The sequence below is a fragment of the Kluyvera sp. CRP genome (assembly GCF_019930565.1).
GTDB lineage: Bacteria > Pseudomonadota > Gammaproteobacteria > Enterobacterales > Enterobacteriaceae > Kluyvera > Kluyvera georgiana_A.
Genome location: NZ_CP082841.1, coordinates 2,516,022 through 2,534,182, shown reverse-complemented (window position 1 = coordinate 2,534,182; position 18,161 = coordinate 2,516,022). Strand labels below are relative to the sequence as shown.

Genomic DNA, 18,161 nt, shown 5'->3' with positions numbered 1-18,161 from the left:
TTAGCGCGCCAGTCGTTTTGCTTTACGTTCCGCCAGGCTCTGGAGTTTCAGCAGCAGGCCAATAATCACCACATACAGCAGCCCGGCGGCCAGAATGGGAGAAAGCGGTTCATAGGTGACCGAGGCGATACGGTTAGTGACGCGGGTGAGATCGACCACGCCAATCACCGCAATCGCCGGGCTGCCTTTGATTAAAAAAGACATTTCGTTGACCAGCGCAGGCAGGCTCTCCAGCCACATCTGCGGCAGCATGATGTAGCGAAAATAGGCCCAGCGGCGCATGCCCACCGACTCCGCCGCTTCCCGCTGTTCACGCGGGAAGGTGCGAAAAGCGTTGCGCCAGATTTCCGCGTTAAACGCCGAGGTGTTCAGCGTCAGCGCGACGATGGCGGCGAGCGTTTTATCGAGGTTAATCCCTACCGTCGGCAACGATAAAAACAGAAACAACACCAGCGTCACCAGCGGCGTCGCCCGCGCCAGGCTGATATAGATGACCAGGATCTGGTCTATGACCGGAATTTTCATCATGCGCACAAAGGCGATAACCAGCCCAATCGCCACCCCAAAGGCGATGGCGATGGCGGAAATCCAGAGGGTCGTCCATGCGCCTTCGATCAGTAACTGCCATGCTATTACGTCCATGGTGCCCTCCTGAAGTGAATCGGGTGTCGCTCCCGGCGTCGCGCGGCTTAGCCGGGTAGCGATTTACTGTCCGGCAAGTTTGTGGAACTGAGCGGCGCTGGTAATCGGTTCGGTCGGCAAATCATCGTAGGTTTCGCCAAACCATTTTTTCTGCAGTTCGGCCAGCTTGCCGGTCTCACGCATATGATTGATAAATTTGGTCATATAGGCCAAAAGCTCCGGCGAGTTTTTCGGGATGGGCCACGCCATATAACCCGGGCCGGAGACCGCCAGTCCCTTAGCAAACACTTTCGGTTTGGCTTTCACCAGGTCATTGACGGAAATCACCACGTTAATCACGTAATCGAGACGCTTATTAGCTAAATCGGCGTACGCTTCCGGGTAAGACGGATATTCCACCACCGGCCCGAGTTTGCCGCCGCTTTTCTCAATCATCGCCTTCAGTTCCGGTAAACGAGCTAATAACGCGCTGCCTGCCTGGAGGCCCACTTTTTTCCCGCTCAGATCGGCAATGGTATTTAATGAATTATCACCCGCGCGCTTAACAAAATAGTGTTGCGCGGAGGCCCACGGCGGAGTGAAATTAAATACGTTGAGGCGTTCGTCGGTCACCACCGCGCCGGTTAACGCCATATCATATTGCCCGGTAGAAACCGCCGCTAATAACCCGGTCCACGGTAAAATACTTTGCGTAACGTTAAATTTGGCGTATTCACGCAGCGCCGCCAGCATATCTTTATTAAACCCATCGGCATTGCCGTTATTCATAAAGTTAAACGGTGCGTAGTCATCCTCGGTCGCCACTTTTAACGTACCGGATTTTTCAATTTCCGGTAAATCAGCGGCGGCCACCTGCAAAGAAAAGGTCATCGCCATCATGGCGGCCAGATAATACGAACCCATCGTTTTTTTCATCGTTTGACCCCTACTCAAATATGCCAGAGACGTTTATTCCGGCGTTGCAAGATGTGTGCCGACAGCGGCATTTTCAGACGCTGGCTGAAGACGTTTTTACTGTAAGGAGACTTTTTGCATTCTGAATAGAGCCAGTTTTCGCGTGCGCTTGTGGCAGACGATTTCAGGCTGGTACAGAAATTGCTGCGCTGGAGGAAAGCGAACAATCGGGAGGGGAGCGCATGATTCGGCACTTATTGCATGTGGATTTTGAGGCGCAACGCGGGTTGCAGGAACAGGTTCGCGAATCACTGATCAACGCGATTCTCGGCGGCATTTTTGCCGCCGACACGCCCCTGCCCTCGTGTCGGCAACTGGCCCAGCAGCTACAGGTTTCCCGTAACACCACCGCGCTGGTGTTCGAAAGCCTGGTCAACGAGGGCTACCTGATAAGCCGCCCGCGCAGCGGCTATTACCTGCACCCGGACTACCATGCGCCGCGCCTTTCCGCACCGACGCCTGCACCCAGCGCCGCCGACAATGCACCATCATGGGGCAAACGGCTGAATATCACCCCCAGTCAGCAGGAGTCAATCCTTAAACCCGCCGGCTGGATGCACTACCGCTATCCGTTTATCTACGGCCAGCCGGACACCCGCCAGTTTCCGCTCGCCAGCTGGCGTTCAGCGGCCAACTGGCTGCACGGTGGCATGCGCGACCCGGCGTGGGTGGTGGACCATATCGACCAGGACGTACCGATGCTGATTGAGCAAATTCGCACCCGCGTGCTGCCCAAGCGCGGCATCGTTGCCGCGCCGGATGAAATACTGATCACCCTCGGCTCACAGAACGCGCTGTACCTGCTCACCCGGCTGCTGATGTCTCGCCAGACCCGCGTCGGCGTCGAAAATCCCGGCTTTCGCGAAGCGATTAACACCTTTTTACTCGGCGAAAGCCAGATTATCCCGCACGCCGTCGATGCCGAAGGTATCGTGCTGAACGATACGCCGTGCGACTACTACTACGTCACGCCGGGACATCAGGTGCCCACCGGCGTCACCATGAGCAAGGCGCGGCGCAGTCAACTACTGGCGCACGCAACGCAGCACGATGCGGTGATTATTGAAGATGATTATGATTCAGAGAGTAACTTCCAGGCCAACCCGCTGCCGGCGCTGAAGGCCAGCGATCGCAGCGGGCGAGTCATTTACGTCAGCAGCCTGTCGAAGGCGCTGTCGCCGGGGCTGCGGCTAGGCTTTATGGTCGCCGACCCGGATTTGATCGATGAGGCCCGCGCGCTGCGCCGCCTGGTGTATCGTCATCCGCCCACCAACATTCAGTATCAGATGGCGCATTTTCTTGCCCAGGGTCATTACGAAACGCATCTGCGCCGCTATCGCGATGACTCCGCGCGGCGTTGGGAGATGCTCAACACGGCGCTATCAACCCTGCTACCGGAGTGCCAGCCGCTGCCCGGTAGTGAACATGCCAACGCCTTCTGGCTGCGCACGCCCGGCAATATCAGCACCCAGCAGTTGACCTGGCGTGCCGCGCATACTGGCGTATTGATTGAACCCGGCGCGCGCCATTTTCTCGACGCCGCGCCGCCGGATAACTTCTTCCGCATGGGATTTCACGCCATCAACCCCGACGCCATTGCGCCGGGGGTGGATGTGCTGCGCAGCCAACTGGCGCAGATGGGCTAGTCCGCCCGGCGATGCGCCCACTCGCGCAGGCGCTGGAACAGCACGTACAGCGACGGGATAAACAGAATGCCGATCACCGTCGCCACCAGCATACCGCTGAACACCGTGGTGCCGATGATCCGGCGGCTCTGCGCCCCTGCGCCAGTGGCGAACATCATCGGCATGATGCCGATAATAAACGACACCGCCGTCATCATCACCGCGCGGAAGCGGCGGGTTGCCCCCTCGCGAGCCGCCGCGACGATCGATAAACCGGACTGCCGCCGCTCGCGGGCAAATTCGACGATCAGTATCGCGTTCTTCGCCGCGAGGGCGATTAAGAGTACCAGCCCAATCTGCACGTACACATCGTTGGCGTAACCGGCGGCCCAGAGCCACAGCAGCGCGCCGCCGATAGCAAACAATACCGACAGCATCACACTCGCCGGCAGCGTCCAGCTTTCGTACTGCGCCACCAGGAACAGCCACGCCATCGCCACCGCCGCCAGCACAATCCAGATGGCCTGGTTGCCGGTCTGCTGCTCCTGCCAGGACAACCCGCTCCAGGCGTAGTCGTATCCCTCCGGCAGGTGCATCGCCAGCAGCCTTTCCATTTCATTCATCGCCGTGCGGCTGCTGACCCCTTCCGCCGCCGAGCCGCTCACCGACACCGACGGGAACTGGTTAAACTGCTGGATAAACGGCGCGCCCACGGTTGGTGTGATGGTCACGAGGTTACTCAGGCGCACCCGCTCGCCGTGGTTGCTGCGCACGAACAGTTCGCTAATCTGCCCGGCGCGCTCGCGCCACTGCATCTCGTTTTGCAGCACCACGTGATAAACGCGATTGTTGATGCTGAAATCACCGGCTCGCGTGCCGCCGAACGCGGTTTGCAGACTGCTAAAAATACGCGATACCGGCACGTCGAGACGTGCAGCCTGGTCACGATCAACGGTTAACGTCAATTGCGGGACGTTGCTGCTCCAGGTGGTGAATACGCGGTTCAGCTGCGGATGCTGATTGGCTTTCATCAGGATCTGACGCGTGACCTGCTCCAGCTCGGCGGGCGTTTGCCCGGCCTGGGCCAGAATGCGTAGGTCGAAGCCCGCGGCGCTGCCAAGGCCCGGCAGCGTGGGCGGCGCAAACAGCATAATATTGGCTTCCGGTAGCGCATGCAGCTGGCGCTGAAGTTCGCCCATCACCGTGTCCAGCGGCGCGCGCTGCGACCAGTCTTTGAGCATCAGCGAGATAAACCCGCCGTTCGAGGCGCTGGTGCCGCTGAGAATGCTGAAGCCGGAGACCTGAATCACATCCTCCACCGCCGGATGCGCCCCCAGCAACGCGCGAGCCTGCGCCATCACCGCTTCGGTTCGCTCCAGCGAGGCCGACTCCGGCAGCTGCACGTTGGCGAAGACATAACCCTGATCTTCCTGCGGCAGAAAGCCCTTCGGCATGGTGGAGAAGCTCAACGCCACCAGCAGCGCGGCGGTTAGTGTGGCCCCCACCGCTACCAGCGGGCGACGGTTCATCCATGCCACCAGGCGACCGTAGCCATCGCGGGTGGTATTCAGCCCCAGGTTAAACCACTGGAATAAGCGGACGGGCTGCTTCAGACGCGGACGCAGCAGTAGCGCGCACAGCGCGGGCGTCAAGGTAAGCGCAACAATGCTCGACAGCGTGACCGCCGTGGAGAGCGTAACCGCAAACTGACGATACAATTCGCCGACAATTCCCGGCAGCATCGCCACCGGCACAAATACCGCCAGCAGCACCAGCGTGGTGGCGATGACCGGCCCGGCAATCTGTCGCAGCGCCAGCGCGGTCGCTTCTTTACGCCCCAGCCCTTCAGCCATATGCCCTTCCACGCTTTCCACCACCACAATGGCATCGTCAACCACCATGGTCAGCGCCAGAATAATGGCAAACAGGCTGAGGGTGTTGGCGCTGTAGCCCAGCAGGTAAAGCACCGCAAAGGTGCCAATCAGCGACACGGGGATCGCCAGCGCGACAATGAGCGTCGCGCGCAGGCTTTGCAGGAACAGCGAAACCACCGCGACAACCGCCAGCAGCGTCAGCGCCAGCGACGTACCAATCTCTTTGATGGTCGCGGCGACAAACCGGGTGGTATCAAACTTCACTTCCCATTTCAGGTCCGCCGGGAAGCGGCTTTGCAGGCGCGCCAATTCGCTACGCACCACGTTTGCGACCTGTAAGGCATTGGCGGTTGGCGTCGGGTAAATCCCCATATAGGCCGAGTCCACGCCGTTAAGCTGTGCGCTGGAGCTGTAGCTACGTGCGCCAAGCTCAATGTTGGCCACGTCCGCAAGGCGCACCAGTTGCCCCTGCTCGCCGCTGCGCACCACGATGTTGCGGAACTCATCGGCGTCGCTCAGTCGACCCAGACCGTTAATGGTCAGCGTTTGCTGCTGGCCGTTAAACACCGGCGGCGTACCAATTTGCCCGGCGGCCCCCTGCACGTGCTGCTCGTTCAGCGCCTGGGCGATATCTTCGCTGGTGATGTTCAGCGCGTTCATGCGGTCTGGCCGCAGCCAGATGCGCATGCTGTAATCGCGCGCACCGAACATCTGCACCTGGCCGACGCCGGGCAGACGCGCCAGCGCTTCGCGTACCTGGGTACTGGCGTAGTTACTGATCTGAAGCGGCGACAGGCTGCCGTTCGGAGAATAGAGGCTCACCCCCATCAGCAGGTTGCTGGCGCGCTTGCGCACCTGTACACCGTTCTGCTGCGCTTCCGTCGGCAGCTGCGCCACCGCCTGCGCCACGCGGTTTTGCACATCGATGGCCGCCATATCCGGATCGGTGCCCGCGGCAAAAGTCAGGTTCAGGCTATAGCCGCCGTCATCAGCGCTGGTCGACTCCATATAGAGCATGTGATCAACGCCGTTGAGCTGTGTCTCCAGCGGCGCGGCGATGGCCTCCGCCACATCCTGCGCGCTGGCGCCCGGCCAGCTGGCGCTGACGTTCACCACGGGCGGCGTGATTTGCGGGTACTGCTCCACCGGAATGAGCTTCAGCGCGACCGCACCGCCAAAGACCATCAGCAGAGCAATCACCATCGCGAAACGCGGACGACGGATAAAAAACGTCAGCATCCTGTACTCCTTAATTCAACAGCTGCACGGCCGCGCCGTCCGTCAGACGCTGCGCGCCATCGGTGACCACGCGCTCGCCTGGGTTAAGCCCCTTCGCCACCGCGAAGGACTGCCCCTGCTGGCCGCCTAACTCCAGACGGCGCTGCCCGGCTGTATTCTCTGCCGTCAGTACCCAACTGAAATAACCGTTGGCATCCTGCTGTACCGCCGCAGCGGGAATCATCACGCTCTCATTGAGCGTCTGCGGTCGCAGGGTTACGGTGACGTTGCCGCCGGGCAGCAACCGATGTTGCGGGTTGGCGAATTCGGCGCGAACCGCCACGCTGGCGGTGCGGGCGTCGATACGGTTATCCACCGAAGTCAGTACGCCATCTTCGCGTTTGCCGTCGAGGGTAATCTGCGCTAACCACGCGGCCTTCAACGCGCGGATATCCGCATGCTGCCCGGCTTTGCTGTAAAACGCGGCTTCATCGAGCGCAAAACTCACGCGGACAGGATCGAGCTGCACAATATCCACCAGCACGCCGCTGGCGGCGTTCACCAGCGTGCCAACGTGAAAAGCGCTGTGGCCGACGCGGCCGCTGATTGGCGAGGAAATGCGGGTGTAATCGAGCGTAATTTGTTGCGCCGTCACTCGCGCCTTCACCTGTTCCACGGCGGCGGCGGCGACGTCACGCTGCATCTGCGCGGTGTCGACATCATTACGGCTGATCGAGTGGTTGGTTTTAAGACTCTGGTAGCGCGTCAGCAGTTGCTGCGCCTGACGCAACGAGGCCTGCGCGCTTTTCAGCTCCGCCTGCGCCAGCGCTAACGCCGCGCGCGGCTGGGCGTCATCCAGCGTGAACAGCAGGTCGCCTTGCTTGATGTCCTGCCCGTCCTCAAAGTGGCGCTGCACGATGGTGCCCTCGGTACGTGCGCGAATTTCAACGGCGTGAATAGCCTCAACGCGCCCCGGCAGCTGGCGCTCAACCGCGTGCGGCGCGCGCTCGACGGTGGCGACGCGCACCGGTACCGAGGCAAACGCCAGCGTGCAGCCGGCCAGGCCACAGGCCAGCAGGGCGAGGCGGAAAGTGTTTTTCATGTCGGGGATCCTTGCGTGGCAAGCGTCCCTCTCCGACGGGAGAGGGACAAGTCATCACGACTACGTGGTCTTGTGGAAACGGCGGGTCAGACGCTTTTCAACTTCCACCACCAGGAACATCGCGGCTCCAATCGCCAAAGTGATGCCCCAGTAGCGCAGCGGCAGCGCTTCGGTGCCGAACAGCGTCTGCATCAGCGGCAGGTAGATAATCGCCAGCTGTAGCAGAAGCAGCACGCCGGTCACCAGCCAGATGCCTTTGTTCTTCAGCAGCCCACGGTTCAGGGAGAAGCCATTGCTGCGGCAGTTAATCATGTAGACCCACTGCGCGGTCACCAGCATCTGCAACAGCACGGTGCGGGTAAACTCGGCGCTGTGGCCACGCGGCGCCAGCCATGCCTCAAGAATGAAGGCGGCGATGGCAATCATCGAGCCGACGAAGGCGACGCGCCACACGGCAAACGCATCCATCACATGCTGACCGGTTTTACGCGGCGGGCGGTTCATCACGTTACGCTCGGCGGCTTCAAACGCGAGGCCGAAGGAGAGCGTGGCGGACGTCGCCATGTTCATCCACAGAATCAGCACCGGCGTCAGCGGAATAATATTCCCCGCCAGCAGCGCGATAATAATCAGCAGCCCCTGCGCCAGGTTGGTCGGCATGATGAACAGAATAGTTTTCTTCAGGTTGTCGTAAACGCGACGCCCCTCTTTGACCGAACTGGCGATGGTGGCAAAGTTGTCATCGGTCAGCACCATGTCGGCGGCCTCTTTGGTCACCTCGGTGCCTTTGATCCCCATGGCGATACCGACATCCGCCTGGCGCAGGGCCGGAGCGTCGTTGACGCCGTCGCCGGTCATGCCGACAATTTCACCGCTCTCCTGCAACGCTTTCACCAGGCGCAGCTTATGCTCCGGGCTGGTACGGGCGAAGATGTCATACTCCACCGCCGCTTTCGCCAGCTCGGCATCATCCATGTGCTCCAGCTGGTAGCCGGTCATCGCTTCGCTGCTGTTGCGGATCCCCAGCATCTGGCCAATGCTCATGGCCGTCTGCGGGTGATCGCCAGTGATCATCTTCACGCGGATCCCCGCGTTCTGGCAGGTGTGAATCGCATCGACCGCTTCCGGGCGCGGCGGGTCCATCATCCCGGCAATACCGAGGAACACCAGGCCGTCCTGCAGGTCGCTGTGGTCGAGGGTTTTCTGCCCGACATTGGCGGGCTTGGTCGCCGCCGCCACCATACGCAGACCCTGGCTGGCGAAACGCGCCATTTCTGCTTCCCAGTAGCTACGCACGAACGGCTCCACGCCGCGCGCGGTCTGCTGCTGCTGACACAGGGCGAAGAGGACGTCCGGCGCACCGGTTACCATCACAATCTCTTCGTCCGCCAGCTGGAAGTGGGTGGCCATGTACTTATACTGCGAGTCAAACGGGATCTTGGCGATCAGCTGCGTGTGTATCGGCTCCAGGCTGACTTTCGCCGCCAGCACCTTCAGCGCCCCCTCGGTTGGGCCACCGGTAATGCCCCAATGCCCCTGCGCGTCTTTTACCAGCTGGCTGTCGTTACACAGATCGATAGTCCGCAGGTACTTTTCCAGCACGGTGCGCGGCTGCACTTTCACCGGCTCGTTGCTGCCTTCAAGGTAGATATTACCGTGCGGCTCATAGCTGTCGCCGTCGACGCGGTAGCAGCTGTCGGCGGTAATCACCGCCTTCACGGTCATTTCATTCATGGTCAGGGTGCCGGTTTTATCCGAGCAGACCACGGTCATTGCCCCCAGCGTTTCCACGGTCGGCAGCTTGCGGATAATCGCCCGCTTGCGCGCCATCGCCTGAACGCCCAGTGACAGAATAATCGAGATAATCGCCGGCAAACCTTCCGGTACGGCGGCAACCGCGAGGCTAATCAACGACAGCAGCAGCTCGCCCAGCGGAATATCGCGCAGCAGCATGCTGAACACGAACAGCGCGACCATCATCGCCAGGATGATAGCGAAAATGGCTTTACCCAGCTTGTCCATCTGCACCAGCAGCGGCGTGCGGTGTTTTTCAATCCCCGCCATCATCTGGTTGATGTGGCCGAGTTCGGTCTCCTGGCCGGTGCCCACCACCACGCCAGTGCCGCCACCTGCGCTCACGGTAGTGCCGGAGAACACCATATTGGTGCGGTCGCCCAGCGGCAGTTCACCGTGCAGCACGTCAGTGTGCTTATCCACCACGGTAGATTCGCCGGTGAGAATCGCCTCTTCGACGCGCAGGTTATGCGCTTCAATCAGACGCATATCCGCCGGGATACGGTCGCCCGCGCGCAGCACCACGATATCGCCCGGCACCAGTTCGGTGGTCGCAACCGTTTTATGGCTGCCGTCACGAATGACCTGCGCGTCGCTGGAGAGCATATTGCGAATGCTTTTCAGCGACTTTTCTGCGTTGCTTTCCTGAATGTGACCAATCAGGGCATTGATCACCGTGACGCCGAGAATAACAAAAGTATCAACCCAGTGGCCCATCACGGCGGTCAGCGCCGCCGCGGCCAGCAGGACGTAGATCAGGACATCATTAAAGTGGGCGAGGAAGCGCAGCCACGCAGGCTTGCCTTTTTTCTCCGGCAGCGCATTCGGCCCCCAGGTGTTCAGGCGCTCCGCGGCATCTGCCCCGCTCAGCCCTTCTGGCTGGCTGTTGAGCTGGGATAACACGCGCTCGGTAGACTGCTGGTAGGCGTGCTCTTGCGGGTCGTAACCCGCGTGCGGCACATTTTTAGTATTCATCATTTTCGACACGATAAATTTTCCTTTTAAATTCCTGCAAACGGAAAGCCTGAAATCATTTCTGGCCAAGGCGACATCGTTGGATATTTTCTTAAGGCGAAGGAATATTATTTAACTCACAATATTTTCGCTTTTTAAATTTCAAAACGACATTCAGTTGATTTACTGATATTAATATTACAGAATATTCCTAAACCCCATCTAAACGAGGTCATTATGTTCGGAATCTACAGAGGACGCCGCCTGGCGCTATACATTGCACTGGCTATCGTGATTGCGACGCTGGTGGGATACAGTACCTATACTTTTGTAAAAATATTATCGTGAGCATGACGTTAATTTACGATTACATTATTTAATTTAAACCAAATCGTTATTTAACGACCTTTTCTGCGAATATATTCGTAGGCTTCATTATTTGTTTTAAATATTCAAAAAGAGTTTGTTAACATAGAAACATTGCGTTCCTGTAAAAATTACCGGAAAATAATATTTTTAACTAAAGATTAACACCGCATGAAGCATCCTCTTGAATCCCTGATGACCGCCGCAGGTATTTTGCTTATGGCGTTCCTTTCCTGTCTGTTACTTCCAGCGCCCTCGCTGGGGTTAACGCTGGCGCAAAAGCTGGTGGATACCTTCCACTTTATGGACCTGAACCAGTTTTACACCGTGCTGTTCTGCGTGTGGTTTTTGGTATTAGGGACGATTGAATATCTGGTGATTCGCTTCGTGTGGCGACGCTGGTTTTCGCTGGCGGATTAACTGATACGCGAACGCCCTCCCCGAAGGGAGGGCGCTGGTGTCAATGTGCCCGTGGACGGTGATGGACTTTACGGTAGGCACCCGGCGACTGGTTAAACGTGCGGGTGAAAATGCGTGTAAAGGTCTGCTGGGAATCAAACCCGTACTTCAGGCAGATGTCATAGACCTTTTGATCGGTCGTGCACAATTCATCCGCCGCCAGATTCAGCTTACGCTGGCGGATGTAGCGCCCAAGGCTCTCCCCTTTATGCTGTAAAAACAGACGCTGCAGATGCCATTTTGAATACCCCGCCCGGCGGGCGATCTCATCAATACGCAATGGCTGATGCAGATTTTCGTCAATCCATTCGACCAGTGTGTCAATCACCTGAGTGGCTAAATCAGTCATACACCCCTCCCCTCGTTTTATGACAGCCGGTGTTTATTCCCACCAGGCACGAAATGTTTGTGTTGGATTCGCCAGCCAAACCGGCTCGCCCTGCATCGGCGTTAACAACCGATACGCTTTATCTTTGCTGGCCTGCGCCAGCCGCTTGTACGGATCATCCCAGGTATGCTTCGCCAGCACGAAACGTCCGGCGTGCCCCGGCAGCACCCGCTGTGCATTCAGGTCCACCGCCGCCTGGGCGGTCTGCTCCGGCATCATGTGGATATAGCGCCAGTCCTGGTCGTACTGGCCATCTTCCAGAATGGCGACGTCCACCTTGCCAAACTGTTCGCCAATCGCCTTGAAGTGCGGGCCGTAGCCGCTGTCGCCGCTGTAATAAATCTTTTGCTCCGGCGTCACGAACATAAAGCTGGCCCACAACGTCTGGTTTCGCTTAAGGCCACGGCCAGAGAAGTGGCGCGCGGGCAGCACGTGGACGGTCAGCGCATCGCTGATAGCAACGTTCTGCTGCCAATCGGCTTCGGTAATCACTTCACTCGCCATGCCCCAGTAGCGCAAGTGAGACCCCACGCCTAACGGCACCACGGCACGCTTAACCTTTGGCATCAGCGCCTTAATCGTGGCGTAGTCCAGATGGTCATAGTGGTCGTGAGAGATAATCAGCAGATCGATCTCCGGCATCGTCTCGGCACGCCACGGATAGTGGCCGTCAAACGCTTTATTCAGAAACGAAAACGGCGCGGCGTAGCTGCTGAATACCGGATCAATCAGAATACGTTTGCCCGCCAGCTGCAGATACCAGGATGAATGCCCCAGCCAGATCATCGTCTCCTGCTCGCTCGGCAGGCTGGTGAGATCGGTCGGCACCAACGGCAGTGGCTGCTGCGGGCGCGCATTCTCCCGCTTCGCGGTTAAAAACTCCCACCACGCCATCAGCATGTTCTTGTCGCCGGTAAACCCCGGCGTCGGCAAGGTGTTGTGAAACGCCCCGTCGCGGTAGTTTGGCGAGCGCTCAATCAGACTCTTTTCCGCCCCTTGCGGCGGCTGGCCGAAACCGGCATTCAAAACAAAAGGCAAGCTTGCTGCACTGGCGATAAGCATGATGGCAACCACACTGATGATGAACGGTTTCATTTCCTGACCCGTGACCGGCCTCATCCAGGAAGCCACACAAAAAAAGTTGATTATGAGTGAGTAGGCACTCATTATAGAAAGGCGGGGAAAAAATCGTCAAGCAATTTTCAAATTTTGACAATCGGCGTTGAAGTCCCTGGGTTCGACATGTTTCAATCACCTTTTTAACCGTCAGAGAGGTAAAGTGTAGTGGCTCGTCCGAAGAGTGAAGATAAAAAACAAGCGTTACTGGAAGCGGCCACCTGCGCCATTGCCCAATCTGGCATCGGCGCGTCAACGGCGTTGATTGCGCGCAGCGCAGGTGTAGCGGAAGGTACCCTGTTTCGTTATTTCGCCACCAAAGACGATCTGCTTAATGCGCTTTATCTGCACCTGAAAACGGACTTATGCCAGACCATGCTGGCATGCCTGACCGACACTGAATCACCAAAAGCCTTCACCCACAGCATCTGGAACAGCTACATCGACTGGGGCATTCTCCACCCTGTTGGGCATCAAGCCATTCGGCGCATGGCCGTCAGTGGGAAAATTACTAACGAAACGATACTGCAGGCCAGAGCGCTATTTCCGGAGCTCAATAAACTCTGTCAGCGTTCCATGCGCCCGGTATTTATGTCTGACGACTTCCGTGCTTTTGGCGATGCGCTGTTCCTGTCGCTTGCAGAGACCACCATTGAGTTCGCCAGCCGCGAACCCGAACGTGCAGATAAACTTAAGGCGCTCGGCTTTGAAGCCATGTGGCGAGCGTTGTCAGAGGATGAATAATGGACGGTAAAACGCTGCATGAAAAAGCGCAGGAATTTGCGCTAACCCTCCCCTTTTCGGAACCAGCCTGGCCTTTTGGCCCCGAGTACGATGTGTTCACGGTTGAGGGAAAAATCTTTATGATCAAGATGTCGCTGCGCGGTGAGCACATCGTCAATCTGAAGGTTGATCCGGAGCAATCGTTGCTGCATCAGACAATCTACCCGCACATTAAGCCGGGCTACCACATGAACAAAAAACACTGGATTTCAGTCTATCCTGGCGATGAAATCACCGTTGAACTGCTCAACAGCCTGATTGAAGACTCGTGGAATCTGGTGGTGAACAAACTGCCAAAACGCGTTCAACAGCGCGTGCGTCCCGTTTGATTTTGCGTTAAATGCGATAAGTGTTATCGCATTTTCCACCCTTCTCATTTGTTAAATCGCACGGTACCCTGCTGTGATACAACGCACCGATTTGCGGTGCCTTTTATCATTCAGGAGTATTTATGGACATCGTTTCCGTTGCTAAAGCGCGCTATTCCACTAAAGCCTTTGATGCCAGCAAAAAGCTGACCGCCGAGCAGGCCGCCAATCTGAAAACCCTGCTGCGCTATAGCCCATCCAGCACCAACTCCCAGCCGTGGCACTTTATCGTCGCCAGCACCGACGAAGGAAAAGCGCGCGTCGCGAAATCCGCCGCTGGCGGCTACGTGTTCAACGAACGCAAAATGCTGGATGCTTCCCACGTCGTGGTGTTCTGCGCCAAAACGGCAATCGATGATGCCTGGCTGGAAAAAGTGGTCGATCAAGAAGACGCCGATGGCCGTTTCGCCACACCGGAAGCCAAAGCCGCTAACCACAAAGGCCGCACCTTCTTCGCCGACCTGCACCGTAAAGAGCGTCACGATGACGCGCAGTGGGCTGCCAACCAAACCTACCTGAACGTCGGCAACTTCCTGCTGGCTATGGGCGCCATGGGTCTGGACGCGGTGCCGATTGAAGGCTTCGACGCCGAGATTCTGGACGCCGAATTCGGCCTGAAAGAAAAAGGCTACACCAGCCTGGTCGTGGTGCCGGTTGGCCACCACAGCGTAGAAGACTTCAACAAAGCGCTGCCAAAATCTCGTCTGCCGGAAGAGACGGTGATTACCGAGATCTAATTTAAGTCGGCCACTTCCCGGCCTGGCGCTGCCTGGCCGGGAAATTTCAATACAGTAAAATTTGCGGATGTTTTACGCCACAAGCCAGTGCGTAGCGCGTCAGCGTATCGAGGCTCGCCCGCGTCAGCCCTGCATAACCACGCCACTGCGCGAGCATGTCACGCAACTTCTCCTGCCGTTCCTGCGTATCAAACGCCGCCATCACATCTGACCGTTCCAGCATTTACTCTCTGACATCGGCATGAACAAGAATTCTGAACACGATTATCGTCCCTGAGAATTAGCATATAAGGCAAATTGCATTAAAGGCTAATTCACCCTACCCCGGCAAATATCAAAATTCAGACTCCTGCTTCAAACATGGCTAACGGGATCTCACCACCGTCGTTTTTTGAAAGACAAAAAAATATTGATATGTTCTCATCTTTCTTTTGTCATATAGGATATATAAAAATGAACATTTTGAGACTTTTCTGTTCTGCACCAGTTGCAAAGCTTCCTTCTTATACCAGTTCGGAAATTAGTCATTCTGCGAAAAAGTTTATTAATGAACTGCAAAGCATTAGGAATACGGCGGAGACTAAAGGGAGTAAAGTTTCATCCATGTACCATAAAACAGAACATTATGCTGGAAAGTTAGCCAGTAGCGCCGAAAAAGGAAATATTAAAGATACTCTGAAATATGTAGGCAAATTACAAAAACATTCAGATGATTTATTTTCCGCAACGGGTAGTCCATTTACGCGAAGTGCCATTACGGCCGCAAAAGTGGAACGTTCAAATATTGCATCTGAATTGTTGCGGAACAAACTCAGTTTACGGTAACTGGAGCACTATTCTGCAAAGCTAACGAGGCTAATTTTAGTGAACCTCAATGGCTGATATTAACCTTGCCTCATGGAGGCAAGGTTATTCCGCCAAATTGCATTGTTTGAGACGAATGTTAACGTTTCATCTTTCAAAATCCTGTATACCATGGAATGTGCAATGTAGAGCTGTCTGCCTTCATTGGTACGTTCCAGTATCCTGCGCCATTCGGCCTGTGCCGCCGCTGACAGAACGGTGACTACCACTTTACCCATTTCACCATCGGTGCCGATCCCGTCATCAATAAACCGGACAGCCCCTCAGGGGATAAAACGCTTTCGGCCTGAAGTCCCTGACAAGGTCAAATGTTCCTGCCCTGACCCGGCAACGGCTGAACGGGACAAAAACAAACTACCTGCGGGGTGAAACGATCACCAGTACGAATGCCTGGCTGGTTGATATTCAGGCCACGCAGCCACTGGCACAGTTCTGGGGTATGTCTGAGCGGCCCTCTACTACAGCTTCGCCAGCACCGCCTCCCCCACTTCATCCACGGGTAAATAAACCAGCAGACGAGAGCCGTTGCGGGGCGCGGAGTACCAGTACATCTGCTGCAGCTGGAAATGGCCAAACTCAGGATGCTGGAAGTTTTTAATCTGGTTTTCGACGCCGCGAACTTCGTAACGCTGGTGCCATAGCGCCTCAAATTCGCAGGAAGCGGCAAAAAAGCGAGCCAGCTTGTTTTCCCATGCCGGATTGCCACGGTGCTCCGCCATCGCGGCACGGAAATAGGAGACAAAGGTCGCGAGCGCGTCGCGATTGGCCAGACGGCTACGCCAGCCGGGGTGGGTCAGATACAGGTAGATACAATTTCGATCATCTTCCGGAATGGTCGAAAAATCGACGCCCATCAGCCGACAAAACGCGTCATTCCACGCCACGATATCGAAATCAGGCTTCTGAATGCTGGCCGGTTGCGGCAGCAAACTGTCCAGCATACGCCGCGTGCCGGGGCTTATCCCTTCGCACGGGGGAACGTTAGCCGACTCCAGCGGTGTCAGCCCAGCCAGCACAAACAGATGACGAGTCTCAAGCGCGCTGCACTGGAGCGCTTCGGCGACCGCTTGCATTACCGCCGCCGACGGATTAACCTCGCGCCCCTGCTCAAGCCAGGTATACCAGGTCACGCCAACGTCCGCCAGCATCGCCACTTCTTCGCGACGCAGGCCCGGCGTGCGCCGCCGCCCACTGCGCGGTAATCCCAACCGCTGTGGATCGAGACTTTCCCGTCGCGCCCGAAGAAATGCACCCAGCTGCTTACGGCTATCGTCCTGCCGTGACGGCAATACGTCCATTTCATTGTGGCTGATGAGGCTCATGGTATCTCCAGCATGGTAGTGCCAGTACCAGTATAACCAGGAACTGGTACCCGTTTATTGAATCAGCGATGCTACGTCCAATCGCTGAATGACGCAATGGAGTCACCATGAAAACGTCTGCTGTTTCACCCGGTCGCGCAGGGCTTTTCCTGCTGTTGACCGGCCTGATGTTGCCCCAGATCGATACCTCGATCACCAATGTCGCCCTCGACTCAATCACCGCATCGCTGCACGCCAGCCCAACCCAGCTGGAGCTTATCGTCGCGCTGTACGGCGTGGCGTTTGCCGTTTGTCTGGCCATGGGCAGCAAGCTTGGCGACAACTACGGTCGCCGTCGGCTGTTTATGTGGGGCGTGGCGATTTTCAGCCTCGCTTCGCTGCTGTGCGGCCTGGCCAACTCGATCACCGCCCTGCTGGCCGCGCGCACCCTACAGGGCGCAGGCGCGGCGCTGATCGTCCCGCAAATTCTCGCGACCCTGCACGTTACGCTAAAAGGAACGGCCCACGCCCGGGCTATCAGCCTGTATGGCGGCATTGGCGGCATCTCGTTTATCGTTGGGCAGATGTTCGGCGGCTGGCTGGTATCAGCGGACATCGCCGGCCTGGGCTGGCGTAACGCCTTTTTCATCAACGTGCCCATTGGCCTGCTGGTGCTGGCCTTCAGTCGCCGCTACGTGCCAGAAACCCGTCGCGATGAGCACGCACGCATTGACTGGCAGGGTACCTTTAGCCTGGGCCTGATTCTCTGCTGCCTGCTGTTCCCGATGGCGCTGGGGCCGGAACTGCACTGGCCGTGGTCAATGCGTCTGATGTTGCTGGCGATTATCCCATTGTTGCTGTGGATGCGGGCCAGCGCACTGGGTAAAGAGCAGCGCGGTGAACACCCGCTGCTGCCGCCTCGACTGCTGAAATTTGCCAGTATTCGCTTCGGCATGGTCATTGCGCTGCTGTTTTTCAGCGCCTGGTCCGGCTTTATGTTCTGCATGGCGCTCACTCTCCAGTCCGGCCTCGGCATGGCGCCGTGGCAGTCGGGCAACAGCTTTGTGGCGCTGGGCGTCGCCTATTTTCTTTCAGCGATGTATGCGCCGAAGCTGATCGCCCGCCACAGCATGGGGCGCATTCTGGTGGCAGGCCTGATCGTGCAAATTAGCGGCCTGCTGCTGTTGATGGAGACGTTCCACCACTTCGGCCAGGCGACGTCCACCCTCACGCTGGTGCCCTCGACCGCGCTGATTGGCTATGGCCAGGCGCTGATCGTCAACTGCTTTTATCGGGTTGGGATGCGCGATATTACCGCCAACGATGCGGGTGCGGGCAGCGCGCTGCTCAGCACGCTACAGCAGGCCACGCTGGGCCTTGGCCCGGCGGTGTTTGGTTCACTGCTGCTGGTGCTGACGCGCGGGCATCATGGAAGCTATACCGATGCGATGACCGGCTTCCTCGGCGTAGAAGCGGTGATGATGCTGCTGCTGGCAATCATTGCCGTTAGCCTCCGCCATCACTTAAACCGTAGTCCGGCGATCGCAACGTCATAACCTTAAGTTCCTGTATAGCTGTTTGCATAATATAGCCAGCGCAGCCATTATAATTAGCTG

The 18,161-nt window shown here is 57.4% G+C and carries 16 protein-coding genes and 2 pseudogenes; 8 read left to right on the top strand and 10 right to left on the bottom strand.

The window, feature by feature from the left end:
• On the bottom strand, positions 1-642 hold the full coding sequence (locus tag K7B04_RS11895) for an amino acid ABC transporter permease (protein ID WP_163447702.1): 642 nt from the start codon (positions 640-642) through the stop codon (positions 1-3).
• 63 nt (positions 643-705) lie between these two features.
• Complete coding sequence (locus K7B04_RS11890; protein ID WP_064548113.1) at positions 706-1,557, bottom strand: transporter substrate-binding domain-containing protein; 852 nt, start codon at positions 1,555-1,557, stop codon at positions 706-708.
• Positions 1,558-1,778: 221 nt separating this feature from the next.
• On the opposite strand from K7B04_RS11890, the gene K7B04_RS11885 reads away from it, so the two are divergent.
• Positions 1,779-3,242: a PLP-dependent aminotransferase family protein gene (locus K7B04_RS11885; RefSeq protein ID WP_223804083.1), complete on the top strand. Its 1,464-nt coding sequence runs from the start codon at positions 1,779-1,781 to the stop codon at positions 3,240-3,242.
• On the opposite strand, the gene K7B04_RS11880 is transcribed toward K7B04_RS11885, so the two are convergent.
• The 3 genes from K7B04_RS11880 to K7B04_RS11870 are packed head-to-tail and all read right to left on the bottom strand — an operon-like array spanning position 3,239 to position 10,187.
• A complete protein-coding gene (locus K7B04_RS11880; RefSeq protein WP_223804082.1) occupies positions 3,239-6,334 on the bottom strand; it encodes an efflux RND transporter permease subunit in 3,096 nt (1,031 codons plus the stop codon). The two genes, K7B04_RS11885 and K7B04_RS11880, sit on opposite strands and share 4 nt — an antisense overlap.
• Before the next feature lie 10 nt (positions 6,335-6,344).
• Positions 6,345-7,415: an efflux RND transporter periplasmic adaptor subunit gene (locus tag K7B04_RS11875; protein ID WP_223804081.1), complete on the bottom strand. Its 1,071-nt coding sequence runs from the start codon at positions 7,413-7,415 to the stop codon at positions 6,345-6,347.
• Positions 7,416-7,475: 60 nt separating this feature from the next.
• A complete protein-coding gene (locus K7B04_RS11870; RefSeq protein ID WP_223804080.1) occupies positions 7,476-10,187 on the bottom strand; it encodes a cation-transporting P-type ATPase in 2,712 nt (903 codons plus the stop codon).
• Positions 10,188-10,700: 513 nt separating this feature from the next.
• Here K7B04_RS11870 and K7B04_RS11865 point away from each other — a divergent pair.
• Positions 10,701-10,949 carry a DUF1158 domain-containing protein gene (locus tag K7B04_RS11865; protein WP_163447707.1) on the top strand — a complete coding sequence of 83 codons (249 nt, stop codon included), beginning with the start codon at positions 10,701-10,703 and terminating at the stop codon, positions 10,947-10,949.
• Positions 10,950-10,989: 40 nt separating this feature from the next.
• Here the strand turns inward: K7B04_RS11865 and K7B04_RS11860 are convergent, their stop codons facing one another.
• Both K7B04_RS11860 and K7B04_RS11855 read right to left on the bottom strand, forming a co-directional pair.
• Positions 10,990-11,337 (bottom strand): RamA family antibiotic efflux transcriptional regulator, encoded by a 348-nt coding sequence (locus K7B04_RS11860; protein ID WP_223804079.1) that lies wholly within the window; start codon positions 11,335-11,337, stop codon positions 10,990-10,992.
• 33 nt (positions 11,338-11,370) lie between these two features.
• Positions 11,371-12,495 carry an MBL fold metallo-hydrolase gene (locus K7B04_RS11855; protein WP_223804078.1) on the bottom strand — a complete coding sequence of 375 codons (1,125 nt, stop codon included), beginning with the start codon at positions 12,493-12,495 and terminating at the stop codon, positions 11,371-11,373.
• Between the two features lie 165 nt (positions 12,496-12,660).
• Here K7B04_RS11855 and K7B04_RS11850 point away from each other — a divergent pair, with 165 nt between their 5' ends.
• From K7B04_RS11850 to nfsB, 3 genes are all read left to right on the top strand, one after another.
• Positions 12,661-13,236, top strand: coding sequence for a TetR/AcrR family transcriptional regulator (locus tag K7B04_RS11850; protein WP_163447710.1), 576 nt, complete (start codon positions 12,661-12,663; stop codon positions 13,234-13,236).
• Positions 13,236-13,604 (top strand): MmcQ/YjbR family DNA-binding protein, encoded by a 369-nt coding sequence (locus K7B04_RS11845; RefSeq protein WP_163447711.1) that lies wholly within the window; start codon positions 13,236-13,238, stop codon positions 13,602-13,604. The genes K7B04_RS11850 and K7B04_RS11845 overlap by 1 nt, the downstream gene beginning before the upstream one ends.
• A gap of 122 nt (positions 13,605-13,726) precedes the next feature.
• Complete coding sequence (gene nfsB / locus K7B04_RS11840; protein ID WP_163447712.1) at positions 13,727-14,380, top strand: oxygen-insensitive NAD(P)H nitroreductase; 654 nt, start codon at positions 13,727-13,729, stop codon at positions 14,378-14,380.
• A 46-nt stretch (positions 14,381-14,426) separates the two neighbouring features.
• Here the strand turns inward: nfsB and K7B04_RS11835 are convergent, their stop codons facing one another.
• Positions 14,427-14,603: a hypothetical protein gene (locus K7B04_RS11835; protein WP_223804077.1), complete on the bottom strand. Its 177-nt coding sequence runs from the start codon at positions 14,601-14,603 to the stop codon at positions 14,427-14,429.
• A 137-nt stretch (positions 14,604-14,740) separates the two neighbouring features.
• Between K7B04_RS11835 and K7B04_RS11830 the strand changes: the two genes are divergently transcribed.
• Entirely contained in the window at positions 14,741-15,205 is a 465-nt protein-coding gene (locus tag K7B04_RS11830) for a hypothetical protein (protein WP_167576440.1), read from the top strand.
• 59 nt (positions 15,206-15,264) lie between these two features.
• Here K7B04_RS11830 and K7B04_RS11825 read toward each other — a convergent pair.
• Positions 15,265-15,507 (bottom strand): annotated as a pseudogene (locus tag K7B04_RS11825) (recombinase family protein); the annotation flags it as partial.
• A gap of 20 nt (positions 15,508-15,527) precedes the next feature.
• On the opposite strand from K7B04_RS11825, the pseudogene K7B04_RS11820 reads away from it, so the two are divergent.
• Positions 15,528-15,683: pseudogene (locus K7B04_RS11820) on the top strand (Tn3 family transposase); the annotation flags it as partial.
• 19 nt (positions 15,684-15,702) lie between these two features.
• Here the strand turns inward: K7B04_RS11820 and K7B04_RS11815 are convergent.
• The gene (locus K7B04_RS11815; RefSeq protein ID WP_223804157.1) at positions 15,703-16,542 is read right to left on the bottom strand and encodes a helix-turn-helix transcriptional regulator; all 840 of its coding nucleotides are present in this window, start codon (positions 16,540-16,542) and stop codon (positions 15,703-15,705) included.
• Between the two features lie 131 nt (positions 16,543-16,673).
• On the opposite strand from K7B04_RS11815, the gene K7B04_RS11810 reads away from it, so the two are divergent.
• Positions 16,674-18,101, top strand: coding sequence for an MFS transporter (locus K7B04_RS11810; RefSeq protein ID WP_223804076.1), 1,428 nt, complete (start codon positions 16,674-16,676; stop codon positions 18,099-18,101).
• Positions 18,102-18,161: the final 60 nt, after the last annotated feature.

Coding starts and splice junctions, on each gene's coding strand:
- nfsB (WP_163447712.1), top strand. CDS start 13,727: ATGGACATCGTTTCCGTTGCTAAAGCGCGCTATTCCACTAAAGCCTTT.
- K7B04_RS11895 (WP_163447702.1), bottom strand. CDS start 642: ATGGACGTAATAGCATGGCAGTTACTGATCGAAGGCGCATGGACGACC.
- K7B04_RS11830 (WP_167576440.1), top strand. CDS start 14,741: ATGGCTAACGGGATCTCACCACCGTCGTTTTTTGAAAGACAAAAAAAT.
- K7B04_RS11815 (WP_223804157.1), bottom strand. CDS start 16,542: ATGGACGTATTGCCGTCACGGCAGGACGATAGCCGTAAGCAGCTGGGT.
- K7B04_RS11870 (WP_223804080.1), bottom strand. CDS start 10,187: ATGATGAATACTAAAAATGTGCCGCACGCGGGTTACGACCCGCAAGAG.
- K7B04_RS11875 (WP_223804081.1), bottom strand. CDS start 7,415: ATGAAAAACACTTTCCGCCTCGCCCTGCTGGCCTGTGGCCTGGCCGGC.
- K7B04_RS11860 (WP_223804079.1), bottom strand. CDS start 11,337: ATGACTGATTTAGCCACTCAGGTGATTGACACACTGGTCGAATGGATT.
- K7B04_RS11885 (WP_223804083.1), top strand. CDS start 1,779: ATGATTCGGCACTTATTGCATGTGGATTTTGAGGCGCAACGCGGGTTG.
- K7B04_RS11880 (WP_223804082.1), bottom strand. CDS start 6,334: ATGCTGACGTTTTTTATCCGTCGTCCGCGTTTCGCGATGGTGATTGCT.
- K7B04_RS11845 (WP_163447711.1), top strand. CDS start 13,236: ATGGACGGTAAAACGCTGCATGAAAAAGCGCAGGAATTTGCGCTAACC.
- K7B04_RS11810 (WP_223804076.1), top strand. CDS start 16,674: ATGAAAACGTCTGCTGTTTCACCCGGTCGCGCAGGGCTTTTCCTGCTG.
- K7B04_RS11890 (WP_064548113.1), bottom strand. CDS start 1,557: ATGAAAAAAACGATGGGTTCGTATTATCTGGCCGCCATGATGGCGATG.
- K7B04_RS11835 (WP_223804077.1), bottom strand. CDS start 14,603: ATGCTGGAACGGTCAGATGTGATGGCGGCGTTTGATACGCAGGAACGG.
- K7B04_RS11855 (WP_223804078.1), bottom strand. CDS start 12,495: ATGAGGCCGGTCACGGGTCAGGAAATGAAACCGTTCATCATCAGTGTG.
- K7B04_RS11865 (WP_163447707.1), top strand. CDS start 10,701: ATGAAGCATCCTCTTGAATCCCTGATGACCGCCGCAGGTATTTTGCTT.